Origin of the sequence: Sphingomonas xinjiangensis (assembly GCF_014199255.1) — a bacterium.
GTDB lineage: Bacteria > Pseudomonadota > Alphaproteobacteria > Sphingomonadales > Sphingomonadaceae > Sphingomonas > Sphingomonas xinjiangensis.
On the sequence record NZ_JACIJF010000002.1, the window covers coordinates 296,658 to 320,803 of the forward strand.

Here is a 24,146-nt window from a genome sequence, read left to right on the forward strand (position 1 = left end):
TATAGAACGCCGTCCCGCCATTGCCACGCGCAGGAAGGCCGGGCATGCTGGCGGCGAACAAAGGGGGAGAGTGCGATGCGGGCGGTCATGGGGATTGGCGCGTGCGCGGCGATATTGCTGCCGTTGAGCGTGGCCGCACAAGACGCACCGGCAGCGGCGAATGCTTCCACGGCACAGGGAGACGTGTCGGTCACCATCTACAACAACGATGTCGCGCTGGTGCAGGACGTACGGACGCTCAGCCTGAGCAATGGGCGCGTACGGCAGGACTTTCCCGATGTCAGTGCGGCGATCCGCGCCGAGACGGTTTCGCTGGCCGTGCCCGACGCCACGATCGTCGAGCAGAATTTCGACTATGACCTGCTGAGCCCCTCCAGCCTGATGCAAAAAGCGGTGGGCGAAACGATCACCCTGGTGCGGACCAACCCGGCGACCGGTGCCGAGACCCGCGAGCGGGCGCGTGTGCTGGCAGTGAATGGCGGCGTGGTGCTGGACATCGGCGGGCGCATCGAAGTGCTGCGCGACGATGGCCTGCCGGTGCGGGCGGTGTTCGACCGCGTGCCCGAATCGCTGCGGGCGCGCCCTACCCTGTCCGTCACCCTTGCAAGCAGCCGGAGCGGCGCGCGCCCGGCGGCCTTGTCGTATCTGAGCCGCGGGCTCGGTTGGAGCGCGGACTATGTCGCGCTGTTCGACGACAAGAGCGGGAAGATCGACGTCCAAGGCTGGGTGACGCTGAAGAACACCAGCGCCACGACCTTCAACAACGCCAAGACATTGCTGGTGGCCGGCGAGGTCGGCAGTGCCGATGATAGCAACGGCGGATATCGCGCGCGGCCGCGGCGAGTCACGCGCATCGCGCCCGGCACGGAAACCGCCAGTCGCGAACAGCTGGGCGACTTCTATCTGTATCCGCTGGCCGAGCGCACGACGATCGCGGACAAGCAGACCAAGCAGGTGAGCTTTCTGGATGTGAAGGGCGCTGCGGCGAGTTCGGGCTATCGTTTCGATAATGGCTGGCTGGGCAGTTCGGAAGAACCCCGCAGTGCCCAATCCATGCTGCGCTTCTCCAACTCAGGGGCCGCCGGGCTTGGAGATGCGCTGCCCGCAGGGGTGGTGCGGGTCTATGTGCGCGATGCGCGCGGGCAGCCGCAGTTCACGGGTGAGAACCGGATCGACCATACGCCGCAGGGCTCGGACATCGCGCTGCCCACCGGCGACGCGTTCGACGTGAAGGTTCAGGCGACCACCGTGGCGCGTACGCGAATCTCGAGCACGCGGTGGCGCACCGAAATGCGCTACCGCCTGACCAACGCGCGGGCGCGATCGGTAACCGTGCGGCTGGTGCAGAACGGGCTGGATTGGGGCGATACGCGCGTGCTGGCGGACAGCGGCAAGGGCGAGCGCACCGATGCGGGCGCGATGACATGGCAGGTGCCGGTGCCTGCCAATGGGGAGGCGGTGGTCACCGCGACGTTCGACACGCGGTACTGAGCATGTGGCGTACACTCCTAGGCACGGCCCTGGCAGTGGTGGGGGCAGGGCCGGCGCGGGCGCAGACCGTCACGTCGCCGGCGCCTGACCGCGTCTCGCTGACCGTCTACCGCGCGCCCAATGGCGGCGGCGCGATCGATCTTCGCTATCTGCGCGGATTCGCGATGGTGACCGAGACGCGGCGCGTGAAGTTGCCGCGCGGAACGTCCGTGGTGCGGTTCGAGGGCGTGGCGGAGGGGATCGTGCCGGTGAGCGCGATCGTCGAGGGGCTGCCCGGCGGGACGATCGAGAAGAACCGCGACGCGCGGCTGTTGTCACCCGCCGCGCTGGTGGACGGCACGCTGGGGCGGCAGGTTACCCTCACCCGCACCGACAAGGCGACCGGCAAGCAGGTGAGCGAGGAGGCGACCATCGTCGCTGGCCCCTCCCCTGGCGTGATCCTGCAGACCGGGAGCGGGATCGAGGCGCTGCGTTGCTCGGGGCTGCCCGAGAAGCTACGCTTCGAAGAAGTCCCCGCCGGGCTGTCGAGCAAGCCGGTGCTCAGCGTCACGACCACCAGCACGCGCGCGCAGACGGTGACGGTGACGCTCACCTATCTGTCCTCCGGCTTCGACTGGCGGGCCAGCTATGTCGCGACGATGGCGCCGGATGGTGGCAGCTTTGATCTGTTCGCCTGGCTGACGCTGGCGAACGCCAACCCGGAGCGCTTTGCCGGCGCGCAAGTGCAGGCGGTGGCCGGGCGGCTGAACCGGATCTGGACGCAGCCGATCGAGCGCGCCGTGGCGGCGCTGCGGCTGATGTGCTTTCCGCTGGGCACCACCACCTCGGACCTGCGCGAGGAGCGGTTCGAGGAAGCGGACGAGATCGTGGTGACTGGCAGCAGGATGGCCATGTCAACTGCCACGGTGATGCCGGCGCCGGTATCGCCGCCTGCTCCCCCGGCGCCGCCGCCGCCGCCCGAGGACCTGGGCGACCTGAAGCTGTACCGCGTGCCCGAGCGCGTCACCGTCTCCCCGCGCGGGCAGAAGCAACTGGCGCTGCTGTCGCAGGCGCGGGTGCCGTTCGAGCGACGTTATCGGAAGGTCATCTACCCCGGACAGAAGATCGACGCCGCGCCGACCGACATCGTGCTGGCGCTCAAGAACGAGAAGGATGCAGGGTTGGGCGTGCCGCTGCCTGCCGGTGACACGGCGCTGTATGCACGGCGCGGCGACCAGCGGCTGTTGCTCGGATTGGGCAGCATGACCGATCGCGCGATGGGCGAGACGCTGCGGCTGGGCGCGGGCGTGAGCAGCCAGGTGATGGTGGAGCAGGCGGTGCTTGCCGATAAACAGGCGGTACTGAGCGTCACCAACGCCAATCCGTATCCAGTCGCGGCAGAGTTTCCGATCGCGCGCGCGGGGAACGAGATCGTCAGCGAGGGCGAACCGCTGGTGGTGGTCGATGGCATCGCCACCTGGTCGCCGGTGCTGCCGCCGGGCGGTCGGGCGGAGTTGCGCTACCGCTATTGAGAATGGGCGCTATTGAGAATGGGCGCTATTGAAAGCACGCGGCGCTTGGGCTGAAGCGCTGGGCCTGCTACGGGCGCGGGCATGCTCAACCTGACCGACATCACGGTGCGCCTTGGCGGGCGCACGATCATCGACAATGCCACCGCCAAGCTGCCGCCCAAGGGGCGCATCGGGCTGATCGGCCGCAATGGCGCGGGCAAGTCGACGCTGGTCAAGGTGATCGCGTCGCAGCTTGAGCCCGACACCGGCGGCGTCGACATGCCGCGCGGCGCCAAGCTGGGCTATATCGCGCAGGAAGCACCGCATGGTGACGCCACGCCATTCGAGACGGTGCTGGCCGCCGATATCGAGCGCGCCACCTTGCTGGAGGAAAGCGAGACCAGCCAGGACCCGGACCGGCTGGGCGAGGTGTATGAGCGGCTGATGGCGATCGACGCCTATACCGCGCCGAGCCGTGCGGCGCAGATCCTGGTAGGCCTGGGCTTTGACGAGGACATGCAGCACCGGCCGCTCGACAGCTTTTCGGGCGGGTGGAAGATGCGCGTGGCGCTTGCCGCGTTGCTGTTCTCGCAACCCGACATGCTGCTGCTCGACGAGCCGTCGAACCATTTGGACCTTGAGGCGGTGCTGTGGCTGGAGGACTTTCTGAAGTCCTATCCCGCGACGATCCTGCTGGTCAGCCACGAGCGTGACTTCCTGAACAATGTGGTCGACCACATCCTGCACTTGGATCGCGGCAAGCTGACGCTCTACCCCGGCGGGTATGACTCGTTCGAGCGGCAGCGGGCGGAGCGGCAGGCGCAGATCGCCTCGGCGCGGGCCAAGCAGCAGGCGCAGCGCGAGCATCTCCAGGCCTATATCGCGAAGAACTCGGCGCGTGCGTCCACCGCCAAGCAGGCGCAGAGCCGGCAAAAGGCGCTGGCCAAGATGCAGCCGATCGCCGAACTGCTCGACGATCCGACGCTCAGCTTCGACTTCCCCAATCCCGACGAGCTGCGCCCCCCGCTGATCACGCTCGACCTGGCGACCGTCGGCTATGGCGAGACGCCGATCCTCAAGCGGCTGAACCTGCGCATCGATCCCGACGACCGCGTCGCGCTGCTCGGGCGCAATGGCAACGGCAAGACGACGCTGGCGCGGCTGCTCGCGGCGCAGCTGACGCCGATGGAGGGCGAGATGAACGCCAGCGGCAAGATGCGGGTGGGCTATTTCACCCAGTATCAGGTCGAAGAGCTCGATCGCAGCGAGACTCCGCTGCAGCACATGACCAGCCTGATGAAGGGCGCGACCCAGGGCGCGGTGCGCGGGCAGCTAGGGCGGTTTGGCTTTTCGGGGCAGAAGGCGACGACCGAAGTCGGCAAGCTGTCGGGCGGCGAGCGTGCACGGCTGGCGCTGGCGCTGATCACGCGCGACGCGCCGCACATGCTGATCCTCGACGAGCCGACCAACCATCTGGACGTCGACGCCCGCGAGGCACTGATCCAGGCGCTGAACGAATATACGGGCACCGTCGTTCTGGTCAGCCACGACCGGCACATGCTGGAGATGACCGCCGACCGGCTGGTGCTGGTCGACAGCGGGACGGCCAAGGAATTCGACGGGTCGCTGGACGATTATATCAGCTTCGTGCTGAGCAAGGACGGCGCCGGTCCCAAGCTGTCCAAGGCCGACAAGAAGGAAGCGCGGCGGCTGGCGACCGAGGCGCGCGAGAAGGAAGCCGAGCTGCGCAAGGCAGCGAAGGCGGCCGAGGCGGAGCTGGCGAAGCTGACCGAGCAGCGCAGCGCGGTGGAGCGGGCGATGTTCGATCCCAGCACGGCCGAAGGACCGCTCGCCAAGCTGAGCATGACCGAATTGATGAAGCGCCGTGCTGAGCTGAGCGACAAGATCGATGCCGCGGAGCTGGCGTGGATGGCGGCGAGCGAGGCGCTGGAGGGGATCGCGGCGTAAGGGTCTATCCTCGCTTCTTGTCATCCCGGCCTTGCGCCGGGGTCCCGCTGCTTTGGACCGGCAGAAGAAGCGGGATCCGGGCTCGAGGGCGGGATGATCAAGGAAATTAGGCGAGGAATCGTTCGGCCGATCAACGGTTTATTATCGGCTCGTGGATAGAGCAGGGTCCGGAAGGGATCTGCATGACACAGCTGGGTTGCCGGGGATGCCGCGAAGGCGCTGAGGATTTCGGCCTCGCCATGGCGTTCCAGCCGATCGTCGACGTGAACACCGGACACGCCTTTGCCTATGAGGCGCTGGTGCGTGGCGCGAACGGGGAAAGCGCCGGCGACGTGCTGGGCCGCGTTACCGAGGCGAGCCGCTATGCGTTCGACCAGCAATGCCGCGTCGCGGCGATTGAGCAGGCGGTCGACGCGGGTATCCTCGACACCGGCGCCCGGCTGTCGATCAACTTCCTGCCCAACGCGGTGTATTCCCCGATGGCGTGCATCCAGCTGACGCTGAAGACCGCGCGCAAGACCGGACTGCCGAGTGACCGGCTGATTTTCGAGTTCACCGAGGGTGAGGAGATGGTCGACACCGACCATGTTGCGTCGATTATTGAAGCGTATCAGCGGCTGGGCTTCGCCACCGCGCTGGACGATTTCGGCGCTGGGCATGCCGGGCTGGGGCTGCTGGCGCGGTTGCAGACCGACCTGATCAAGCTGGACATGGAGCTGGTGCGCGGGATCGACACCAGCCTGCCGCGGCGGATGATCGTCGAGGGCGTCATGCGGATGATGCAGGGGCTGAACATCACCGTGATCGCCGAAGGGATCGAGACAGAGGCTGAATATGCGACGCTGACCAATCTGGGCGTACGCTATCAGCAAGGCTATCTGTTCGCGCGGCCTGCGCTTCGGGCACTGCCCGAAATCCGCATGCCCACCGGAACGGCGCGGCAGGCCGCCTGAACAATACACCCAACGCTTCCTTAACCGTGGCTGTGGCAGCACCGCGGTCACCCTAAAGGAACGTTCGCGATGGTTCGCCCTGCCCTTCTGCTTGCCCTGCCCCTGATGCTCGCCGCTTGCGGGAAGAAGGACGAGCCCGTGCCGGTCAACGACAGCGAGCTTGGCAACATCGCCGATCCGGCGGTGACCAGTGCGCTGCACGAGCAGATCATGGTCGACCCGCAGCTGACGCAGATGGCGAACAAGGACGCGCTGCGCCCGCCGCCCCAGCCCTATTCAGCGATGGTGCCGAGCGACGCGATCGCCGCCAACCGCGACAAAATCGACACAAGCGGCCTGATGAAGGCTCCACCGGCGGTGGCGGCCGGCAAGGACTGTCCGCAATGCGCCGCCGCGCGCGACAGCATCACGCTGGACGGGCTGGCATCGCGCCAGAAGAATGCGCGAACCCGGCAATGCGCCTCGACGCTGAACTATTCCGCACGCTGGGCGACGCGCCTGCCCGCCGACCTGCCGCTGTTCCCACAGGCGCGGATGATCGAGGCGGCGGGCAACCAGGGCGGCACATGCTCGCTGCGCGTCGTGACCTTTTCCACCGCCCAGCCAATGGAGCTGCTGCTCGACTGGTATTACACCAAGGCAAAGCGCGGCGGGTACACCGCCGAGCATCAGGTGGATGGCAAGCAGCATATACTGGGCGGCACGCGCGTGCGCGATGACGGCGCGTATGTGCTGTTCATGACCAGCCGCAGCGATGGCGGGACCGATATCGACATGATCGCCAACAACGGCAGCTGAGTTTCGGCCTTCGCGCGGGAACATGAGGGTTCACGCGAAGGCGCGAAGACGCGAAAGTTTTAAGTAAGAGGTTCGCGCAGAGACGCGGAGAGATTTGGCGCGTGACGCCTGCATGTGCCGCGTTAGCGGCTATCGAATGTGGAAACGCTGGTTGTTGAGGGCCGCTGGCGCGCGGCAGGTTGCCTCCCTCTGCGCCTCCGCGCCTCTGCGCGAGCCCTGCCTTCTTAGCGCCTTTGCGCCTTGGGCTGGAACACCGCTTCTTCTGCCTCGCGCTGGTTGCCACGCGCTCGGGATCACGCAGGAATAGGCAAAGCGTTGATTTCAGGCTACCGGCTTGCGCCATGCCAAATCTTTTCCTCGTGATGCTGGGCGGCGCCGTCGGCGCCGGTGCCCGGCACCTGGCCGGGCGGGCGGCGCTGGGCTGGTGGGGGCCGAGCTATCCGTTCGGCACGCTGGCCGTAAACCTGATCGGCGGGTTCGCCATGGGGCTGCTGGCCGGCAGCCTGGCGCGGTTCGGAGAGGTCGGCGAGCCATGGCGCCTGCTGCTGGGCGTCGGCGTGCTGGGTGGGTTTACGACGTTTTCGGCGTTCTCGCTCGACGTCGTGACGATGATCGAGCGCGGCGACTGGGTGATGGCGCTTGGATATGTTCTGGTCTCGGTGATCGGATCGGTGGCGGCGTTGGCCGCGGGTATGGGCATGATAAGGGCCGTGGCATGAGCAATGACGTACGCCAGTTTACGGTAAGCCCGGATGACGATGGCATCCGCCTCGACCGCTGGTTCAAGCGCCACATGGAGGATGTGAGCTTCAACACCGTCTCGCGCTGGGCGCGTACCGGGCAGCTGCGCGTCGACGGCGCGCGGGCCACCCCGGCCGACCGGCTTGCCGCCGGCCAGGTGCTGCGCCTGCCCCCGCCCGAGGCGCCGAAGCCCGCCAGCACGCCGCGGCCCAAGCGTGACCGTCCGCCGCTGAGCGCCGAGCAGACCGAACTCGCCGAAAGCATGGTGATCCACAAGGACTCCGCCGCGATCGTGCTCAACAAGCCGCCGGGCCTTGCCACACAGGGCGGCACCAAGACGTTCGAGCATGTCGACGGGCTGCTCGACGCGCTGCAATATGAAGCCGAGGGGCGCCCCAAGCTGGTGCACCGGCTGGACAAGGACACGTCCGGCGCGCTGCTGGTCGCGCGGTCGGCCAAGGCGGCGGCGTTCTTCTCAAAGTCGTTCTCCGGGCGCACCGCCAAGAAGATCTACTGGGCGCTGGTGGTCGGCGTGCCCGACATCGCCGACGGCTTCATCGACCTGCCGATCGGCAAGCAGCCGGGCACGGGCGGCGAGAAAATGCAGGTGGACGAAAAGGAAGGCCAACCGGCGCGCACCCGCTATCGCATGATCGAGCGCGCGGGAAACACCGGCGCCTGGGTCGAGCTTCAGCCCTTTACCGGGCGCACGCACCAGCTGCGCGTGCACATGGCGGCGATCGGGCATCCGATTGTCGGCGACGGCAAATATGGCGGCCCCGAAGCGTTCCTGACCGGGGGCGTGTCCAGGAAAATGCACCTGCATTCGCGACGGCTGCGGATCGATCATCCCGATGGCGAGAAGATCGACGTGACCGCCGAGCTACCGAGCCACTTTGCCGAATCGATGAAGACGATGGGATTCGACCTGGCGCTGGGCGAGACGACGGCGTTCGAGGATCGCCCGCCGCTCAGCCGCGACGAACTGAAGTCGCAGGCGCGCGCGCATGCCAAGTCGGTGCGCAAGGAACGGCGCGGCGAGCGGCGTGGGCGGGGCGAGAGCGAAGCGGGTCGCAGCGGCCGTGCCGGTGCGCCGAAGGCCGGCGCTAGCGGTTCCCGGAGCGGCGGCGGCGCGTCCAAGAGCGGCGCACCTGCCGGACGCAGCGCGCGCCCAGGCGGGAGCGGATCAAGCGGCGATGGGACTGGTGGACCGCGCGCTGGCGGAAGCGGGCCGCGCTCAGGCAGCGGCGGACCACGTAGCGGCGGGGCCGGACCGCGTAGCGGCGCCGGGCGTAGCGGCGGTAGTGGTCCGCGTGGCGGTGACCGGGGCGGCCGGTGATGACGTACTTGGATCCTCCCCCGGAGGGGGAGGGGGACCAGCGAAACTGGTCGAGGGGTACTTTCCACGCGCGACATAGCCTGCGGCACCTACCCCTGGACGGCCTTCGGCGGTCCCCCTCCCCCTCCGGAGGATTTTGGCGATGACAAGCCGCCTTGCCCTGTTCGATTGCGACGGCACGCTGGTCGACAGCCAGGCAAGCATCTGCCTGGCGATGGAGCATTGTTTCGAAGGGCAGAAGTTGGCGCCGCCCAGCCGCGAGGCGATCCGGCGGATCGTCGGGCTGAGTTTGGTCGAGGCGATCGCACGGCTGCACCCCGAAGCGGGGCGCGATCTGCACGAGGCGATGGCCGAGGGGTACAAGCAGGTCTATCTGGAACTACGCACCGCGGGGCATATCGAGGACGAGCCGCTCTATGACGGCGTGCTGGAAGCGATCGAGGCGCTGGACGCGAATGGCTGGGTGCTGGGCGTGGCAACGGGCAAGTCGGATCGTGGGCTGATCCGAGTGCTGGAGCAGCATGGATTGCGGCATCGCTTCGTCACCTTGCAGACCGCCGACCGCCACCCGTCCAAGCCGCACCCCTCGATGATCAAAGCCGCGATCGCGGAGGCGGGAGCATCGCCCGAGACGACGGCGATGATCGGCGACACCAGCTTCGACATGGCGATGGCCAATGCCGCCGGCGCCCATGCCATAGGTGTTGCATGGGGATACCACAGCCGGCAAGATTTGGCCGACGCCGGGGCGCGGCATGTGCTGGAGCATGCCCGCGATCTGCCCGCGCATCTGGAGGCCCTATGACCGACGCAGACCGGCTGGCGCAGAAACGCTATTACCTGATGGCCGGAGTCAACCTGGCCGGTGCCGCCGGCGCGGTGCTGGGGCTGCTGATCACCGGACGTTCGACCGCGACGGAACACACGCTGCTTGGCGGCGCACTGATCCTCGCCTCACTCTACATCATGGCCGTGGTGCCCCGGGCCATGGCGCGCAAATGGAAGACCCCGACACCGTGAGGCGATTCTGGAAGGATGTGACCGTTGAAGCCGGTGAGGTCGCGCTGGACGGCAAGCCGGTGCGGACTCCCGGCCGCGCTCCGCTGACGCTGCCGACGCCGCAGCTGGCGCAAGCCGTGGCGGCGGAGTGGCGCGAGGTGCGAGAGACGATCGACCCACGCGCGATGCCGCTGACCGGGCTGGCCAATGCAGCGATCGACCGGATTTCCACGGCGCGCGACACCTTTGCCGAAGGCCTTTCCGCTTATGGCGAGAGCGACCTGCTCTGTTACCGCGCCGCGGAGCCCGCGCCGCTGGTCGAGCGCCAGGCCGCGGCCTGGGATCCGCTGCTCGATTGGGCGCGCGGGCGCTATGATGTGCACTTCGAGACGGCGATCGGCGTGATGCACCGCGCCCAGCCGGACGCGACGGTGGCGCGGCTGCGTGAAGCGGTGCTGGCGCTCGATCCGTTCCGATTGGCGGGACTGTCGCCGGTGGTGACGATCAGTGGGTCGCTGGTCGCCGCGCTGGCGCTGCTGGAAGGTGCGGCGGATGCCGAGACGGTGTGGCAGGCGGCGCGCATCGACGAAGACTGGCAAGCGGAGCAATGGGGCGAGGACGCGCTGGCGGTCGAAGCTGCCGAAGCGCGGCGGAGGGACTTTGACGCAGGTGTGCGGTTCTTGGAATCGCTGTGAGTTAGATCCTCCCCCGGGGGGGCAGGATTTACGAGGTTATTTGTTCAAGCCGCGGATGAAGCCGATCAGGCCGGTCTGGCGCGAGCGGCGGAGGCGTTCGGCCTTCAGGATGGTGTGGACGCTTTCATAGCATTGCTCGACTTCGTCATTGACCAGCACATAGTCATAGCCGTCCCAGTGGCTGACTTCGTTGTTGGCGCGCGACATGCGGCCGTCGATCACTTCCACAGAGTCCGTGCCGCGGTTGATCAGCCGTTCATGCAGCACCTTGAGGCTGGGCGGCAGGATGAAGACGCGGACGACATCGCCACCGGCGAGCTGGAACAGCTGCTGCGCGCCCTGCCAGTCGATGTCGAACAGCACGTCACGGCCCGAGGCGAGGATCGCGTTCACGGTCTCACGCGGGGTGCCGTAGCGGTGATCGAACACGTGTGCCCATTCCAGGAACTCGTTGTTCGTCACCATTTCGCGGAAGCGGTCGAGGTCGACGAAGTTATAGTCGACCCCGTCCTGCTCACCCGGGCGCATCGGACGCGTGGTGTACGACACCGACATTTCGAGGAACGGATCCGCAGCCAATAGCTTCCGCGCGATCGTCGACTTGCCCGCGCCCGAAGGCGAGGACAGGACGAACAGGACTCCGCGGCGACGGAATTTGTGCGGATCGTTTTCGGTGCGGTGCGGCATGGGGGCTAGTGGCGTGGAGACTCGCCCCCCGTCAAGTCATGCGCGGCGGTTCCGCCGGTCCTTGAGCATGCGGTACACGCCATAGCCGCCGGCAAGCACCAGCCCTGGCGCGCCCATGCGGGTGAGCGCGCGCTGTGCCGCATAGCCGAGCACGGCGCCCTTGACGCCGCCGCGGCCGTCACGCCGGTCGATACGGCTGCCGATCATAGCACCCAGAATGTTGCGGATCATGCGTCGTCTCCGTGATTGGCGAGATACTGAATGCCCCAGGCGATCGCGCCGAAGAACAGGACGGCGGGGATGACGGTCTTCGCCGCCTTCCACGCCGCCACGCCGGCGACGGCGCCGACCGCGCCGCCTTCGCCGTCGCTGGCGTCGATCTTGTGGCCAACAAAGGCCGCGATTGCGTCACCGATCATGTGCGTCTCCTTTTGCTGGAATAGCGAAGGAGATGGGGATGGGTTCCACGAAGATCCTCCCCGAGCTTGTACTCGGGGAGGATTGAAGAAATTACCGGCCGACCATGGTTTCGGGGCGGACGTATTGGTCGAAGGTGGCTTCGTCGACCAAGCCGAGGGCAAGGCCGGACTCCTTAAGCGTCAGCCCTTTCTCATGCGCGTTCTTTGCGATCTTGGCGGCATTGTCATAGCCGATCGCGGGCGCCAGCGCAGTGACGAGCATCAGCGAGCGGCCGACCAGGTCGGCAATCTGCTTCTCGTTGGCCTTGGCACCGTCGACTGCGCGCTCGGCGAAGCTGACCATGCCGACCGACATCAAGTGGATCGAGCGCAGCACGTTGGAGCCAATCAGCGGCTTGAACACGTTAAGCTCGAAATGCCCCTGCATGCCGCCCACGGTGACGGCCATGTGGTTGCCGATCACCTGGGCCGCGACCATGGTCAGCGACTCGCTCTGGGTCGGGTTGACCTTGCCCGGCATGATCGAGCTGCCCGGCTCGTTGGCCGGCAGGTCGAGTTCGCCAAGGCCCGAGCGCGGGCCGGAACCGAGCAGGCGAATGTCGTTGGCGATCTTGTTGAGCGACACGGCGAGCGTATTGCAGACGCCGGACAGGTTCACGAGCTGGTCCTTGGTCGCCAGCGCCTCGAACTTGTTGGGCGCAGTGACGAACGGCAGCCCGGTGATGGTGGCGATCTCCGCCGCGACATCCTCGGCATAGCCTTCCGGCGCGTTGAGCCCGGTGCCGACCGCGGTGCCGCCTAGTGCCAACTTGAAGATGTCGAGATCGAGCACGCTCGCAAAGCGATCACGCGCCGAAGCCAGCATCGCTGCGTAGCCCGAGAATTCCTGGCCGAGCGTCAGCGGCGTCGCATCCTGAAGATGGGTGCGGCCGATCTTGACGATGTGGTCCCACGCCTCAACCTTGGCCTGGAGCGAGGCGTGCAGCCGGTCGAGCGCGGGATACAGTTGGAGCGTCACTGCGCGCGCCGCGGCGATGTGCAATGCGGTCGGGAACGAATCGTTGGACGACTGCGCCATGTTGACATGGTCGTTCGGATGGATCGGCGACTTGCCGCCCTTGCTGCCGGTCAGGATCTCGTTCGCGCGGCCGGCGATGACCTCGTTCACGTTCATGTTGGTCTGCGTGCCGCTGCCAGTCTGCCAGATCACCAGCGGGAACTGGTCGTCGAGCTTGCCGTCGACGATCTCCTGTGCCGCCTGATCGATGACCTTGGCGATCTCAGGGTCAAGGCCGTGCTTGACGTTCACCCGGGCCGCGGCCTGCTTCACGATCGCCTGCGCGTGGACGATGCCCAGCGGCATCCGCTCGGTCGAACCGAACGGGAAATTCTCGATCGAACGCTGGGTCTGCGCGCCCCAATAGGCGTCGGCGGGAACTTCGATGGCGCCGATCGAGTCGGTTTCGGTGCGGGTGGTCAAGCGGTCCTCCATAACCTCGGACAAGTAGATGCAGCGGCTCTAGCCCCCCTGCCCCGTCGACGCCAGCACGCACCCGCGCGTGACACGGTGCGGAAATTGTCCCGGCATTTACCAAGCGTTGTCAGAACGCCGGTATGGCGAGCGGTAGGAAAATAGATTCCGGGGGATGGAGTACCAAGACGGTGAGTACCGCTATGCCGACAACGCCTGCCGCCCCGGGCCAGGTTGCGCGTGCCCCGCGCAAGAACCTCATGCTGGCTGCGACGATCCAGGCCGGCACGCTGCAGGCGACGGTGCGCATCCGCAATCTGTCGCAGAGCGGCGCGATGCTGGACGGCGTGGCATTGCCCAATATCGGCACCAAGCTGGTGTTGCGACGGGCGGTGATCGAAATGCCGGCCACCGTGGTTTGGCAGGCTGGGGGCCGGTGCGGCATCCAGTTCGAAGCCACCAGCATCTCCGTCGACGAGTGGGTTGCCGGCCTGCTGACGCCCAGCTTCAACGGATATAAGGGGCAGCAGCGCGTCGACGCGATCCAGCACGCGGTGCGGAGCGGCGCGGCCCTGCCCGCCGAGCCGGAGGCCGCGACGCCCGCAGGCCCCGACAGGGACGTACTCGACGCCCGAGTCGCGGAAGAAATCCTGTATGTGCAGCGGCTGCTCGACAGTCTGGGCGAGAATCTGGTCGAGGATCCGATCCTGCTTCAGCGCCACGCCCGCGCGCTTCAGAACCTGGATCGGGCCAGCCAGGTGCTGGAGCAGATCGGCGCCGTACTGAAGGCGCCCGACCGGGTCTCCGCCGCGAGCCAAGTAAAGATGGAAGATCTTCGCAGCCGGCTACTCCGGCCGACCCAGGGCTGATCCGCCTTCGCTTGCCAGGAGCTTTCGATCTCGCCGAGTCTCCGAAGCTCCGGCGGGTTACTTCTTGCGCTTGAAATCCACGGACACGACGTTCGAGCCGTCCTCGGCCGGCTTCACGACAACAGCGGTGTCGCCGTCATTTTCCGCCTCGTCATGCTGACCCGGCTCTTCGGCCAGCTCTGTCACGTGGAAGCGAAGCTCGAAATTCACCGCCGGATCATGGAACCCGGTGATCGACGAGAACGGGACCACCAGCATCGAGGGAACCCCGCTGAAGCTCAGGCCCACCGAAAACTTCTCGTCATCGACCTTCAAGTCCCAGAAGCGGTGCTGAAGGACGATGGTCATTTCGTCCGGGAAGCGCTCAATCAGCCGCTGCGGGATGTCGACGGCGGGCGCATGCGTCTTGAACGTGATATAGAAATGGTGCGTGCCGGGCAGCGCCTGGGTCGCCGCCACTGAATTCAGGACGCGGCCGACGACGGCGCGCAGGGCTTCCTGCACGATCTCGTCATAGGGAATCAGGCTGTCGGGCACGTTGGCGTTCATCCCCTCTGGGTAGCGGCTGGAGCCTTCCGGTCAAGATTGCATGCGCTGCCCGTGTCGCTATGTGAGGCGGACATGCGTACCGCCACGATCAGCCGCAAGACGAGCGAAACCTCGGTCGACGTCACCGTGAACCTGGACGGCACGGGAGCGTACACGATCGCCACCGGAGTCGGCTTCTTCGATCACATGCTCGAGCAGCTGAGCCGCCATTCGCTGATCGACCTGGACGTGAAGACCGTAGGCGACCTGCATATCGACCAGCATCATACCGTCGAGGACACCGGCCTTGCGATCGGCGAAGCGGTGGCCAAGGCGCTGGGCGACAAGCGTGGCATCCGCCGCTACGCCGATGCGCTGTCGCCAATGGACGAGACGCTGGCGCGCGTCGCGATCGACATTTCGGGGCGCCCGTATCTGGTGTGGAAGACCGCGTTCAGCCAGAAGAAGCTGGGCGAGATGGACACCGAGATGTTCGAGCACTGGTTCCACAGCTTCGCCCAAACGGCGGGTGTGACGCTGCACGTCGAGACGCTGTACGGCACCAACAACCACCATATCGCCGAGGCTGCGTTCAAGGGGTTGGCCCGGGCGCTGCGCGAAGCGGTCGAGATTGACCCGCGTAAGGCCGATGCCATTCCGTCGACCAAGGGAGTGCTGTGATGATCGTCGTGTTGCTTAGCTACAAGGTGGACATCGCCGAGATCGACCGGCTGCGCCCGGCACATGTCGATTGGCTGAAGCAGGGCGTGGCCGACGGCCGGCTGTTGCTCGCCGGGCGTCAGCAGCCCGTGACCGGGGGCATGTTCCTGGCGCGCGGCAGCATGGACGAGGTGAAGGCATGGGCGGCGCAGGACCCGTTCGCACTCGAAGGCGCAGCGGACTATGCGTTCGTTGAAGTGACGCCGAGCATCCTGGCGCCCGGACTGGAAGCGCTGGCGCAGTGACGCTTGCGCTGATCGACTATGGCGCTGGCAACCTCCATTCGGTGCACAATGCGCTGAAGGCGGCGTGCGCGCAGGACTTGGTCATCACCGCCGATCCCGATGTGGTCGCCACTGCCGACCGCATCGTATTGCCCGGCGTGGGCGCGTTCGGCGCCTGCGCCAATCGGCTGCGTGAGATCGACGGCATGGTCGCGGCCATGGAGCAGCGGGTGCTAAACGAAGGCGCGCCGTTCCTGGGCGTCTGCGTCGGCATGCAGTTGATGGCGACGCGCGGAGAGGAACTGGGCGTGCATGGCGGCTTGGGCTGGATTCCAGGCGTTGTGCGGCAGTTGCCTCCCTCTCCCGAGGTACGCGTGCCGCACATGGGCTGGAACGATGTCGTGCCCTGTTCCGACCATCCGCTGATCGAGCCGGGCGAAGCTTACTTCCTGCACAGCTTCGCGTTCGAAGGCGAGGATGTGCTCGCGACCACGCAGCATGGCGATCAGGTCACCGCCGCGATCGGCCGTGACAATCTGGCTGGCGTGCAGTTTCACCCCGAAAAGAGCCAGCGCTACGGCATCGCGCTGCTGCAAAGGTTTTTGGCATGGAAGCCGTGATGAGGACATTCCTCCCCGGCACGAGGAGGATTTGATGTCCTTGATCATTTTTCCGGCGATCGATCTCAAGGGCGGCCAGGTCGTGCGGCTGGCCGAGGGCGACATGGATCGGGCCACCGTCTATGGCGACGACCCCGCCGCGCAGGCTGAGGCCTTTGCGCAGGCCGGTGCCGAGTGGCTGCACGTGGTGGACCTCGACGGCGCGTTCGCCGGTGAGTCCGTCAACGGTGCCGCAGTCGCCTCGATCCTCGGGCGCTTCGGCGGCAAGGTGCAGCTGGGTGGCGGCATCCGCAATCGTGAGTCGATCGAGCGCTGGCTCGACCTTGGCGTGCAGCGGGTGGTGATCGGCACTGCAGCACTGGAAAACCCCGAGCTGGTACGTGAAGCAGCCCGCGACAATCCCGGACGGATCGTGGTGGCCGTCGATGCGCGCGATGGCATGGTCGCCACGCGCGGCTGGGCCGATGTGTCGGATGTCGCCGTGGCGGATCTCGCCCGCCGATTCGAGGATGTCGGCGTCGCCGCGCTGCTGTTCACCGATGTGGGCCGCGACGGGCTTTTGAAGGGCTGCAATGTCGAGGCGACCGTGGCGCTCGCCCGCGAGGTCGCGATCCCGGTGATCGCCAGCGGCGGGGTCGCCAGCATCGCCGACGTTCAGGACTTGGCAGGTCATGTGCTCGACGGCGTCGAGGGCGTGATCACCGGCCGCGCACTGTACGACGGACGTCTGGACTTGGCCGAGGCGATCGAGACGGCACGGCTGCGCGCGTCGCCTGCGGACTTCGCATGACCGTACGGGCCCGCGTCATCCCCTGCCTCGACGTGGCGAACGGCCGCGTCGTCAAGGGCGTGAACTTCGTCGGCCTGCGCGATGCCGGCGATCCGGTCGAGCAGGCGCGCGCCTATGACGCGGCCGGTGCGGACGAACTGTGCTTCCTCGACATCACCGCCAGCCATGAGGCGCGCGGCACGATGATCGACGTGGTGCGCCGCACCGCCGAGGTGTGCTTCATGCCGCTGACCGTCGGCGGCGGCGTCCGCACGGTCGAGGATGCGCGCGCGCTGCTGCTGGCCGGGGCAGACAAGGTCGCGGTGAACTCGGCGGCAGTGGCGCGGCCCGAGGTGGTGGCGGAGATCGCCGAGCGGATGGGCAGCCAGTGCGTGGTCGCTTCGGTCGATGCCCGGCGCGTGGCGGAAGGGCGCTGGGAAGTGTTCACCCATGGCGGGCGGCGCGCGACCGGCATCGACGCAGTGGAGCATGCGCTGCGGCTGGCGGCGCTGGGCGCGGGCGAACTGTTGGTGACCTCGATGGACCGCGATGGCACCCGCGATGGATACGATCTGGCGCTGATCCGCGAGATCGCCGACCGAGTGACGGTGCCAGTGGTGGCGAGCGGCGGCGTGGGCAATCTCCAGCATCTGGTGGAGGGGGTGCGCGACGGGCATGCGTCGGCGGTGCTGGCGGCGTCGATCTTCCACTTCGGCGAGGCGACGGTGGCAGATGCGCATGCCGTGATGGCGGCGGCGGGTATTCCGGTTCGGCGTTGAGCGAGGCGGCTTCGGTCGGCATTCCCGGCGAAGGAGGGGTCCAGTTGCAATGAAGCCTTCGCTGGCAACCTTCACTAGAAGCTGCGCCGAGGCTAGCCGCAGCCTTCATCGGGAGCCTGCGTATCGCGAATCGCCCATCCGACGCTTCCGTCGGTAACTGGCGCACTTTAACTCTTCTCCAACTCCCCGGTCCTATCTTGCGCGCATGCCCCGCATCGCCGCCGCCCTGCTTCTCATCGCCGCGCCCGTGCTCGCGCAGCCGACGGCGCATAGCGGGGTGGCGGGCAGCCGCTCGATGCCTGAACTGTCGGATCTTGCCCTTGCCGCCTGTGCGGCGGGCGGCGTCTGGCTTGCCCGACGCAAACTGCGCGCGCGCTTCCGCCGCAAGGATTGACAGCGGCGCGCCGCTCCCGCAGCGGCACGGCATGGATACGCTCGACGCGCTCGAACAGACGATCCGCCAGCGCCGCGCGGCCGATCCCGAGACCTCCTATGTCGCGAAGCTGACCGCCAGAGGCCGCGCCAAGATCGCGCAAAAGGTTGGCGAGGAAGCGGTCGAAACCGTGATCGCGGCGATTGCCGATGACCGTGCGGGCATGGTGAGCGAGGCGGCCGACCTGATGTTTCACCTGCTGGTGCTGCTCGCCGATGCGGGGTTGAGCCTGGACGATGTGCGCGCGGAATTGGCGCGACGCGAAGGGTTGTCGGGACTGGAAGAGAAGGCAGGGCGCACCGCTTAACCCCTCCCCGGTACGGGGCAAGGGACCGCTCGCGCCAGCGCGTGGTGGAAGGGCCTCCGCTGAGCGACTCCCATGAGGCACGCCTCCTCCACCATGCTTCGCATGGTCCCCCTCCCCGTGCCGGAGAGGATTGGGTATGCCGCTTCCAGAGGAGACTTCCATGCCGATTGACGCCACCCAGCCCTACGACTCCGGCAACATCTTCGCAAAGATCCTGCGTGGGGAGATTTCTGCAAAGACCGTGTATGAGGACGACTACGCCCTCGCCTTCCATGATATCGCGCCTCAGGCGCCGCACCATGTGCTGGTGATCCCCAAGGGCGCCTATGTCAGCTGGGATGATCTCTCCGCACGCGCCAGCGACACGGAGATTGCCGGCTTCGTCCGTGCAGTCGGCCATGTGGCGCGCGAGGCGGGGTTGGTGGGCGAAGGCTATCGCCTGCTCGCCAATGTCGGCCAGCATGGCGGGCAGGAAGTGCCGCATCTACACGTCCACCTGTTCGGCGGCGAGCCTCTCGGGCCGATGCTTTCGCGATAAGCGTTTCGCGCGACGGCGTGCGCCGGTCGGAGGCGTGGGCGGCGCACTAAAGCATTGCACCTACCGCGTTTGCGGCTAGGCTCGCGCCTTTCATCTAGGGTGCGGCGCGAACCGGCGCCGTTTAGGGGACCAACTCAATGATATTCGGGCGCGTAAAGCCACTCGATGCCATTCTAGCGACAGCCGAAAAGAAATCTCTGCACCGTTCGCTCGGTGCCTTTCAGCTGACCATGCTCGGAATTGGCGCCGTGATCGGCACCGGCATATTCGTTCTCACTGCCGAGGCCGCGCAAAAGGCAGGGCCGGGCATGATGGTGTCGTTCATCATCGCGGGCGTGGTCTGCGCGTTCGCCGCGCTCTGCTATGCAGAAATGGCGGCGATGGTGCCGGTGTCCGGCTCCGCCTACACTTATAGCTACGCCGTGATGGGCGAGCTGATCGCCTGGATGGTCGGCTGGGCGCTGATCCTCGAATATGCCGTTGCCGCAGGCGCGGTGTCGGTCGGCTGGTCGGGTTATGTCGTCGGCCTGCTGGAACACACGTTCGGCATCGACATACCTGACACGCTGGTGCTCGGGCCGTTCGACGGCGGACTGATCAACCTGCCTGCCATGGCGATCGCCGGGCTGGTGACGTGGCTGCTGGTGATCGGCACCAAGGAAAGTGCCACGATCAACGCGATCCTGGTGACGATCAAGGTGGCGGCGCTCACCCTGTTCATCGCGCTGGCGGTGCCGGTGATGAACAGCGCGCAGTTCTCGCCCTTCGCACCGACCGGCTTTGTCGGCATCTCGATGGCGGCGGCTTCGATCTTCTTCGCCTATGTCGGCTTCGACGCGGTCTCGACCGCGGCCGAGGAGACCAAGAACCCGCAGCGCAACATGCCGATTGGCCTGATCGGTTCGCTCGGCATCTGCACCATCTTCTACATCCTGGTCGCAGCCGGGGTGATCGGCGCCCCAGGTCTGAGCACCCAGCCGGTGGTCGACGCCGCCGGTGCCGTGCTCGAACCCGGCAGCCGCGACCTGAGTGCACAGTGCGCCGCGCGCGCCGCGCAGGGCTTCAAGGACGTGGTCTGCTCCAAGGAAGCGCTGGCGTTCACGCTTCGCGAGATCGGCTGGCCCCAGATCGGCAATTTGCTCGGGCTCGCCGCCGGTTTGGCGCTGCCTTCGGTCATCCTGATGATGATGTTCGGCCAGACCCGCATCTTCTTCGTGATGAGCCGTGACGGCCTGCTCCCCGCTGCGTTCTCGAAGATCCACCCCAAGTTCAACACGCCGCACGTGATCACGATCATCACCGGCATCGCCGTGGCGCTGTTCGCGGCATTCTTCCCGGTGGGTCAGCTGGCGAACATCTCCAACTCCGGCACGCTGTTCGCCTTCGCTGCGGTGTCGATCGCGGTAATGGTGATCCGCAAAAAGGAGCCCGGCCGCAAGCGTCCGTTCCGCACGCCCGCGGTGTTCGTCACGGCGCCGATCGCGATTCTGGGCTGCCTGTATCTGTTCATCAGCCTGGATCATAAGAGCATCATCCTCTTCCTGATCTGGGCGGCGATCGGGCTGCTGGTCTATTTCGGCTACAGCCGCTCGCGCAGCCATGTCGGGCGCGGGATCATCGACGTGTCGGAAGCCGATCCGGATGCGCCGCCTCAGCCGGTTCCGCCGCTCCCGGGCGCACCCACGCCGGGGTACAAGGACGCCTGAGGCTTCAGGTTTCGGTTCGAAACAAGGGCTGGGGGAGAAATCCTCCGGCCCTTTTTTAGTCCTCCCAGGTAGGGGTAGGGGACGCCGCCGCAGGTGTTGTCGTGGGGGCTCCCCGCGAGCGGATCGCCTGCTGCGCTCCCCCTCCACCATGCTGCGTGGCCCTCTCCCCGTGCCGGGGAGGAACGAAAAAGGGCCGGGAGTTACCCCAGCCCTTCCAGGTTCAGCGGTTTGGCTTGGCTCAGCCGAGCTTGTCGGCCGTCAGCGTCTTGAGGTCCACTTCGGCGCGGGCGCCATAGTGCTGGATGATCTCCGCCGCACAGATCGCGCCGAGCCGCAGCGACTCCTCGATGCCGCGGCCCTGTGCCTGCCCGTGCAGGAAGCCCGCCGCGAACATGTCGCCAGCACCCGTGGTGTCGACCAGCTTGGCGATCGGCTCGGCAGCCACCTGGACGCGCTCGCCGCCCGAAAGCGCCAGCGCGCCCTGTTCGCCACGAGTCACCACCGCCAGCGGAACCTGCGCGGCAATCGCCGCAACCGCGTCCTCGAACGCGTCCTTCTGCGTCAGCGCCAGAAGCTCATTCTCGTTGGCGAACAGGATGTCGATCAGGCCGTCTGCGATCAGCGCGCGGAAATCATCGCCGTGACGCGAAATGCAGAACACGTCGGACAGCGTGAAGGCAACCTTGCGCCCATTCGTACGCGCGATGCCGATCGCCTTGCGCATCGCGGCGCGCGGCTCTTCCGGATCCCACAGATAGCCTTCGAGATACAGGATCGCGCCATCAGCGATCACCGTTTCGTCCAGCGCTTCGGCGGGCAGGAACTGCGACGCACCCAGGAACGTGTTCATGGTGCGCTGGCCGTCCGGCGTCACGAAGATCAGGCAGCGCGCGGTGGTCGGCTGACCCGGACGGACCGCCGTGTTGTAGTCGACGCCCGCCGCGCGCAGATCATGCGCGAAGACCGCGCCGAGCTGGTCGTCGGCCACCTGGCCGATGAACGCCGTCTTGCCGCCCAGCGCGGCGATGCCCGCAACGGTGTTGCTCGCCGAGCCGCCCGACACTTCACGACCCGAGCCCATCTTCGCATAGAGCGCGTCCGCCTCTTCGGGCGAGAACATCAGCTGCATCGAGCCCTTGGCGACGCCGATCTCCTCGATGAAGCTGTCTTCGGCCTGGGCAAGGATATCGACGATCGCATTGCCGATCGCGACCACGTCGTAAGTGGGGCTGGTCAAGTCTTGGCTCCAATAGGGTTGCGTCCACGCCCTAGGGGCGGGCAAGGGAGAGCGCAATGTTGCAGGCGCTTTCCCTGTCCCTTGGCCAGTTGTTCGATCGCCCGGTGCTGGCGGTGTTCGCCAAGTCGTTCCTCCTCACCTTGCTGCTGTTCGCGGCGGGCGGCGTGGGGCTATGGTACGCGTTGCATGGACTGGAAGCGGCGGTCTCCGGCTGGACAGGCTCCGCTGGCAGCGGCTGGCTCGCCGATGTCGCTACGGTGCTGGTGCTGGTGCTCGCCTGGTGGCTGCTGTTCCGCGCCATCGCCATCGCTGCGGTCGGCGTTTTCGCCGATGACGTAGTCGCCGCAGTCGAGGCGCGCCATTATCCCACGTCGCATGCGGCGGCGCATGACGTGCCGCTAGCCCGATCCGCGGCAATGGGGCTGGGATCGGCGGCACGCGCGGTCGGCGTGAACCTGCTCATGTCGCCGCTCTACCTCGTGCTGCTGATCACCGGCGTCGGAACGGCAGCGGCGTTCTTTCTGGTGAATGCCTGGCTGCTGGGACGCGACCTTGGCGACATGGTTGCAGTTCGGCACATGCCCTTTGCCGAGGTCGCGGATTGGCGTACGCGCACGCGCGGCCGCCGCTTCGTGCTTGGCGCCGTGGTGACGGCCTTGTTGCTGATCCCCTTCGTCAATCTGGCGGCACCGGTGCTGGGCGCGGCCATGGCGACGCATCTATTCCACCGCGGGAGACGCGCATGAAGTTTTGGTTTCTCGGTGCAGCGCTGCTGCTCGGGGCATGCGGCACGGGCGGTGCGATCCCATCGGCGCGCCCGGCAGGCTATGTTCCCGTGCCCAACGGACCGCTACCCGCCAGCGTCACTGCCATACGAGGGCAGACCGCCAACGCGCTGCTCGCGCAATTCGGCAAGCCGATGCTCGATGTGAGCGAAGGCCCCGCGCGCAAGCTGCAGTTCGCCGGGCCGATCTGCGTGCTCGACGCCTATCTCTATCCGCCCAAGGGGCGGGGGGAACCGGCGGTCACCTATATCGACACGCGCCAGCGCGATGGGGGCCCTATCGACCAGGCGAGCTGCGTCGCAGCGCTAGGCGCGCGGCGAAAGTGATCGCACGCCTCCCCCGGCACGGGGAGGGTGACCATGCGCAAGCATGGTGGAAGCGGCCATCCCCCTCCCGACGCCGGCTATGCGGCGCGGTCGCCCTCCCCGTTCCGGGGGGAATTTTGATTCCACTCCGCCATCACCTCAGGGTCTACTTCAGCAAGCGAGCGCCCTTCCCGCTCAACCTCCCACCGCCCAGCATCCAACCGCCACAGCGCCCAAATCGCCGCGCCGCGCACCTCGGGTGCGGGGTCGTTTAGAAGAGCGGCAACCACCGGCACCAACCCAGCATTCCCACCGTTTCCCGCCGCGATCAGGCAGTTGCGCATCATTCGGTCGCGCCCGATGCGCTTGATCGGCGAACCGGCAAACACTTCACGGAAGGCGCCATCGTCGAGCTGCAACAGGTCGCCAAGCTCCGGCGCGACGAACTCCGCCCGTGGCAGGAATGCCTGGTTTGCATGCGCTGCCGCCGCGAACTTGTTCCAAGGGCATACCGCCAGGCAATCGTCGCAGCCATAGATGCGATTTCCGATCGCCGCGCGGAATTCGGACGGAATCGGCCCCTTATGCTCGATCGTCAGGTACGAGATGCAGCGCCGCGCATCGAGCCGAAACGGACCGGGGAACGCATCGGTCGGGCATGCAGCGAGGCAGGCGTCGCAGCTGCCACAGGTGGTCCGGCCCGCGGAATCGGATTCGAGGTCCAGCGTCGTGTAGATCGCGCCCAGGAACAACCAGCTGCCATGCTCGCGGCTCACCAGATTGGTGTGCTTCCCCTGCCAGCCGAGCCCCGCAGCCTCCGACAGCGGCTTCTCCATCACCGGCGCGGTGTCGACGAAGACCTTGACGTCCGCCCCCGGCGCCGCCGCAACCAGCCAGCGCGCCAGCTCCTTCAGCCGACGCTTGATCACGTCGTGATAATCGCCGCCCTGGGCGTAGACCGATATGCGGCCGATCCCGCCTTTGTCGGCCAAGGCCAGCGGGTCGGTGGCCGGCGCGTAGCTCATGCCCAGCGCGATGATCGACCGCACCTCCGGCCACAGCGCCGAGGGGCTTTCGCGGTGATGGGCGCGCTCCTCCATCCAGATCATGGAGCCGTGTGCGCCATCGGCCAGCCATTCGCGCAAGCGTATGCCCGCTTTGGGCGCGGCATCGGCGGACGCGACACCACAGGCGGCGAAACCGATTTCTGCCGCCTTTGCTTTGATTTGCGCTTCGAGTGACTTGCCGTGCTGCACATCGTCCCGCTACCACGAA

General features: G+C 66.8%; 29 protein-coding genes. 22 read left to right on the top strand and 7 right to left on the bottom strand.

Annotation, left to right across the window (positions count from 1 at the left end; genetic code table 11):
• Nucleotides 1-75: 75 nt before the first annotated feature.
• The 10 genes from FHT02_RS04870 (at nt 76) to FHT02_RS04915 (ending at nt 10,474) form a co-directional block, all read left to right on the top strand.
• On the top strand, nt 76-1,491 hold the full coding sequence (locus FHT02_RS04870) for a DUF4139 domain-containing protein (RefSeq protein WP_184084978.1): 1,416 nt from the start codon (nt 76-78) through the stop codon (nt 1,489-1,491).
• Nucleotides 1,492-1,493: 2 nt separating this feature from the next.
• Nucleotides 1,494-3,002 carry a DUF4139 domain-containing protein gene (locus FHT02_RS04875; RefSeq protein ID WP_184084980.1) on the top strand — a complete coding sequence of 503 codons (1,509 nt, stop codon included), beginning with the start codon at nt 1,494-1,496 and terminating at the stop codon, nt 3,000-3,002.
• Between the two features lie 81 nt (nt 3,003-3,083).
• Complete coding sequence (locus FHT02_RS04880; protein WP_184084983.1) at nt 3,084-4,949, top strand: ABC-F family ATP-binding cassette domain-containing protein; 1,866 nt, start codon at nt 3,084-3,086, stop codon at nt 4,947-4,949.
• A gap of 182 nt (nt 4,950-5,131) precedes the next feature.
• Nucleotides 5,132-5,902, top strand: a complete 771-nt coding sequence (locus tag FHT02_RS04885; RefSeq protein WP_246352190.1) for an EAL domain-containing protein — start codon at nt 5,132-5,134, stop codon at nt 5,900-5,902.
• Between the two features lie 69 nt (nt 5,903-5,971).
• Nucleotides 5,972-6,700, top strand: a complete 729-nt coding sequence (locus FHT02_RS04890; RefSeq protein ID WP_184084986.1) for a hypothetical protein — start codon at nt 5,972-5,974, stop codon at nt 6,698-6,700.
• Between the two features lie 341 nt (nt 6,701-7,041).
• Complete coding sequence (gene crcB, locus FHT02_RS04895) at nt 7,042-7,419, top strand: fluoride efflux transporter CrcB (RefSeq protein ID WP_184084989.1); 378 nt, start codon at nt 7,042-7,044, stop codon at nt 7,417-7,419.
• Nucleotides 7,416-8,780: an RluA family pseudouridine synthase gene (locus tag FHT02_RS04900; protein ID WP_184084993.1), complete on the top strand. Its 1,365-nt coding sequence runs from the start codon at nt 7,416-7,418 to the stop codon at nt 8,778-8,780. The genes crcB and FHT02_RS04900 overlap by 4 nt, the downstream gene beginning before the upstream one ends.
• A 142-nt stretch (nt 8,781-8,922) precedes the next feature.
• A complete protein-coding gene (locus tag FHT02_RS04905; protein ID WP_184084996.1) occupies nt 8,923-9,585 on the top strand; it encodes an HAD-IA family hydrolase in 663 nt (220 codons plus the stop codon).
• Nucleotides 9,582-9,800 carry a hypothetical protein gene (locus FHT02_RS04910; protein ID WP_184084999.1) on the top strand — a complete coding sequence of 73 codons (219 nt, stop codon included), beginning with the start codon at nt 9,582-9,584 and terminating at the stop codon, nt 9,798-9,800. The genes FHT02_RS04905 and FHT02_RS04910 overlap by 4 nt, the downstream gene beginning before the upstream one ends.
• The gene (locus FHT02_RS04915; protein ID WP_184085443.1) at nt 9,797-10,474 is read left to right on the top strand and encodes an ATP12 family protein; all 678 of its coding nucleotides are present in this window, start codon (nt 9,797-9,799) and stop codon (nt 10,472-10,474) included. The genes FHT02_RS04910 and FHT02_RS04915 overlap by 4 nt, the downstream gene beginning before the upstream one ends.
• Nucleotides 10,475-10,510: 36 nt before the next feature.
• Here the strand turns inward: FHT02_RS04915 and gmk are convergent, their stop codons facing one another.
• The 4 genes from gmk to fumC form a co-directional block, all read right to left on the bottom strand.
• Nucleotides 10,511-11,161, bottom strand: a complete 651-nt coding sequence (gmk, locus tag FHT02_RS04920; RefSeq protein WP_184085002.1) for a guanylate kinase — start codon at nt 11,159-11,161, stop codon at nt 10,511-10,513.
• A gap of 36 nt (nt 11,162-11,197) precedes the next feature.
• Nucleotides 11,198-11,392 (bottom strand): hypothetical protein, encoded by a 195-nt coding sequence (locus FHT02_RS04925; RefSeq protein ID WP_184085005.1) that lies wholly within the window; start codon nt 11,390-11,392, stop codon nt 11,198-11,200.
• Nucleotides 11,389-11,580 carry a hypothetical protein gene (locus FHT02_RS04930; RefSeq protein ID WP_184085007.1) on the bottom strand — a complete coding sequence of 64 codons (192 nt, stop codon included), beginning with the start codon at nt 11,578-11,580 and terminating at the stop codon, nt 11,389-11,391. Before FHT02_RS04930 ends, FHT02_RS04925 begins: the two co-directional genes overlap by 4 nt.
• A 91-nt stretch (nt 11,581-11,671) precedes the next feature.
• Nucleotides 11,672-13,060, bottom strand: a complete 1,389-nt coding sequence (fumC, locus tag FHT02_RS04935; RefSeq protein WP_246352191.1) for a class II fumarate hydratase — start codon at nt 13,058-13,060, stop codon at nt 11,672-11,674.
• Between the two features lie 194 nt (nt 13,061-13,254).
• Between fumC and FHT02_RS04940 the strand changes: the two genes are divergently transcribed.
• On the top strand, nt 13,255-13,920 hold the full coding sequence (locus tag FHT02_RS04940) for a PilZ domain-containing protein (protein WP_184085010.1): 666 nt from the start codon (nt 13,255-13,257) through the stop codon (nt 13,918-13,920).
• Between the two features lie 57 nt (nt 13,921-13,977).
• Here the strand turns inward: FHT02_RS04940 and FHT02_RS04945 are convergent, their stop codons facing one another.
• Nucleotides 13,978-14,469 carry an SspB family protein gene (locus FHT02_RS04945; RefSeq protein WP_184085013.1) on the bottom strand — a complete coding sequence of 164 codons (492 nt, stop codon included), beginning with the start codon at nt 14,467-14,469 and terminating at the stop codon, nt 13,978-13,980.
• Nucleotides 14,470-14,541: 72 nt separating this feature from the next.
• On the opposite strand from FHT02_RS04945, the gene hisB reads away from it, so the two are divergent.
• The 9 genes from hisB (at nt 14,542) to FHT02_RS04990 (ending at nt 20,544) form a co-directional block, all read left to right on the top strand.
• The gene (gene hisB / locus FHT02_RS04950; protein WP_184085016.1) at nt 14,542-15,129 is read left to right on the top strand and encodes an imidazoleglycerol-phosphate dehydratase HisB; all 588 of its coding nucleotides are present in this window, start codon (nt 14,542-14,544) and stop codon (nt 15,127-15,129) included.
• On the top strand, nt 15,129-15,413 hold the full coding sequence (locus FHT02_RS04955) for a YciI family protein (RefSeq protein WP_184085019.1): 285 nt from the start codon (nt 15,129-15,131) through the stop codon (nt 15,411-15,413). Before hisB ends, FHT02_RS04955 begins: the two co-directional genes overlap by 1 nt.
• A complete protein-coding gene (gene hisH, locus FHT02_RS04960) occupies nt 15,410-16,012 on the top strand; it encodes an imidazole glycerol phosphate synthase subunit HisH (protein WP_184085023.1) in 603 nt (200 codons plus the stop codon). The genes FHT02_RS04955 and hisH overlap by 4 nt, the downstream gene beginning before the upstream one ends.
• A gap of 34 nt (nt 16,013-16,046) precedes the next feature.
• Complete coding sequence (gene hisA / locus FHT02_RS04965; RefSeq protein WP_184085025.1) at nt 16,047-16,802, top strand: 1-(5-phosphoribosyl)-5-[(5-phosphoribosylamino)methylideneamino]imidazole-4-carboxamide isomerase; 756 nt, start codon at nt 16,047-16,049, stop codon at nt 16,800-16,802.
• Nucleotides 16,799-17,560: an imidazole glycerol phosphate synthase subunit HisF gene (gene hisF, locus FHT02_RS04970; protein WP_184085028.1), complete on the top strand. Its 762-nt coding sequence runs from the start codon at nt 16,799-16,801 to the stop codon at nt 17,558-17,560. Before hisA ends, hisF begins: the two co-directional genes overlap by 4 nt.
• A gap of 205 nt (nt 17,561-17,765) precedes the next feature.
• Nucleotides 17,766-17,954: a hypothetical protein gene (locus tag FHT02_RS04975; RefSeq protein WP_184085031.1), complete on the top strand. Its 189-nt coding sequence runs from the start codon at nt 17,766-17,768 to the stop codon at nt 17,952-17,954.
• Nucleotides 17,955-17,985: 31 nt separating this feature from the next.
• Nucleotides 17,986-18,300, top strand: a complete 315-nt coding sequence (locus FHT02_RS04980; RefSeq protein WP_184085034.1) for a phosphoribosyl-ATP diphosphatase — start codon at nt 17,986-17,988, stop codon at nt 18,298-18,300.
• 160 nt (nt 18,301-18,460) lie between these two features.
• A complete protein-coding gene (locus FHT02_RS04985; protein ID WP_184085037.1) occupies nt 18,461-18,838 on the top strand; it encodes a histidine triad nucleotide-binding protein in 378 nt (125 codons plus the stop codon).
• A 137-nt stretch (nt 18,839-18,975) separates the two neighbouring features.
• Entirely contained in the window at nt 18,976-20,544 is a 1,569-nt protein-coding gene (locus FHT02_RS04990; protein WP_184085040.1) for an amino acid permease, read from the top strand.
• Nucleotides 20,545-20,782: 238 nt separating this feature from the next.
• Here the strand turns inward: FHT02_RS04990 and FHT02_RS04995 are convergent, their stop codons facing one another.
• Nucleotides 20,783-21,781, bottom strand: coding sequence for an adenosine kinase (locus FHT02_RS04995; protein WP_184085043.1), 999 nt, complete (start codon nt 21,779-21,781; stop codon nt 20,783-20,785).
• A 56-nt stretch (nt 21,782-21,837) separates the two neighbouring features.
• Here FHT02_RS04995 and FHT02_RS05000 point away from each other — a divergent pair, with 56 nt between their 5' ends.
• Both FHT02_RS05000 and FHT02_RS05005 read left to right on the top strand, forming a co-directional pair.
• Nucleotides 21,838-22,527: an EI24 domain-containing protein gene (locus tag FHT02_RS05000; RefSeq protein WP_184085046.1), complete on the top strand. Its 690-nt coding sequence runs from the start codon at nt 21,838-21,840 to the stop codon at nt 22,525-22,527.
• The gene (locus FHT02_RS05005) at nt 22,524-22,892 is read left to right on the top strand and encodes a hypothetical protein (protein WP_184085049.1); all 369 of its coding nucleotides are present in this window, start codon (nt 22,524-22,526) and stop codon (nt 22,890-22,892) included. Before FHT02_RS05000 ends, FHT02_RS05005 begins: the two co-directional genes overlap by 4 nt.
• 77 nt (nt 22,893-22,969) lie before the next feature.
• Here FHT02_RS05005 and queG read toward each other — a convergent pair whose 3' ends face one another.
• Nucleotides 22,970-24,127: a tRNA epoxyqueuosine(34) reductase QueG gene (gene queG / locus FHT02_RS05010; protein ID WP_184085052.1), complete on the bottom strand. Its 1,158-nt coding sequence runs from the start codon at nt 24,125-24,127 to the stop codon at nt 22,970-22,972.
• Nucleotides 24,128-24,146: the final 19 nt, after the last annotated feature.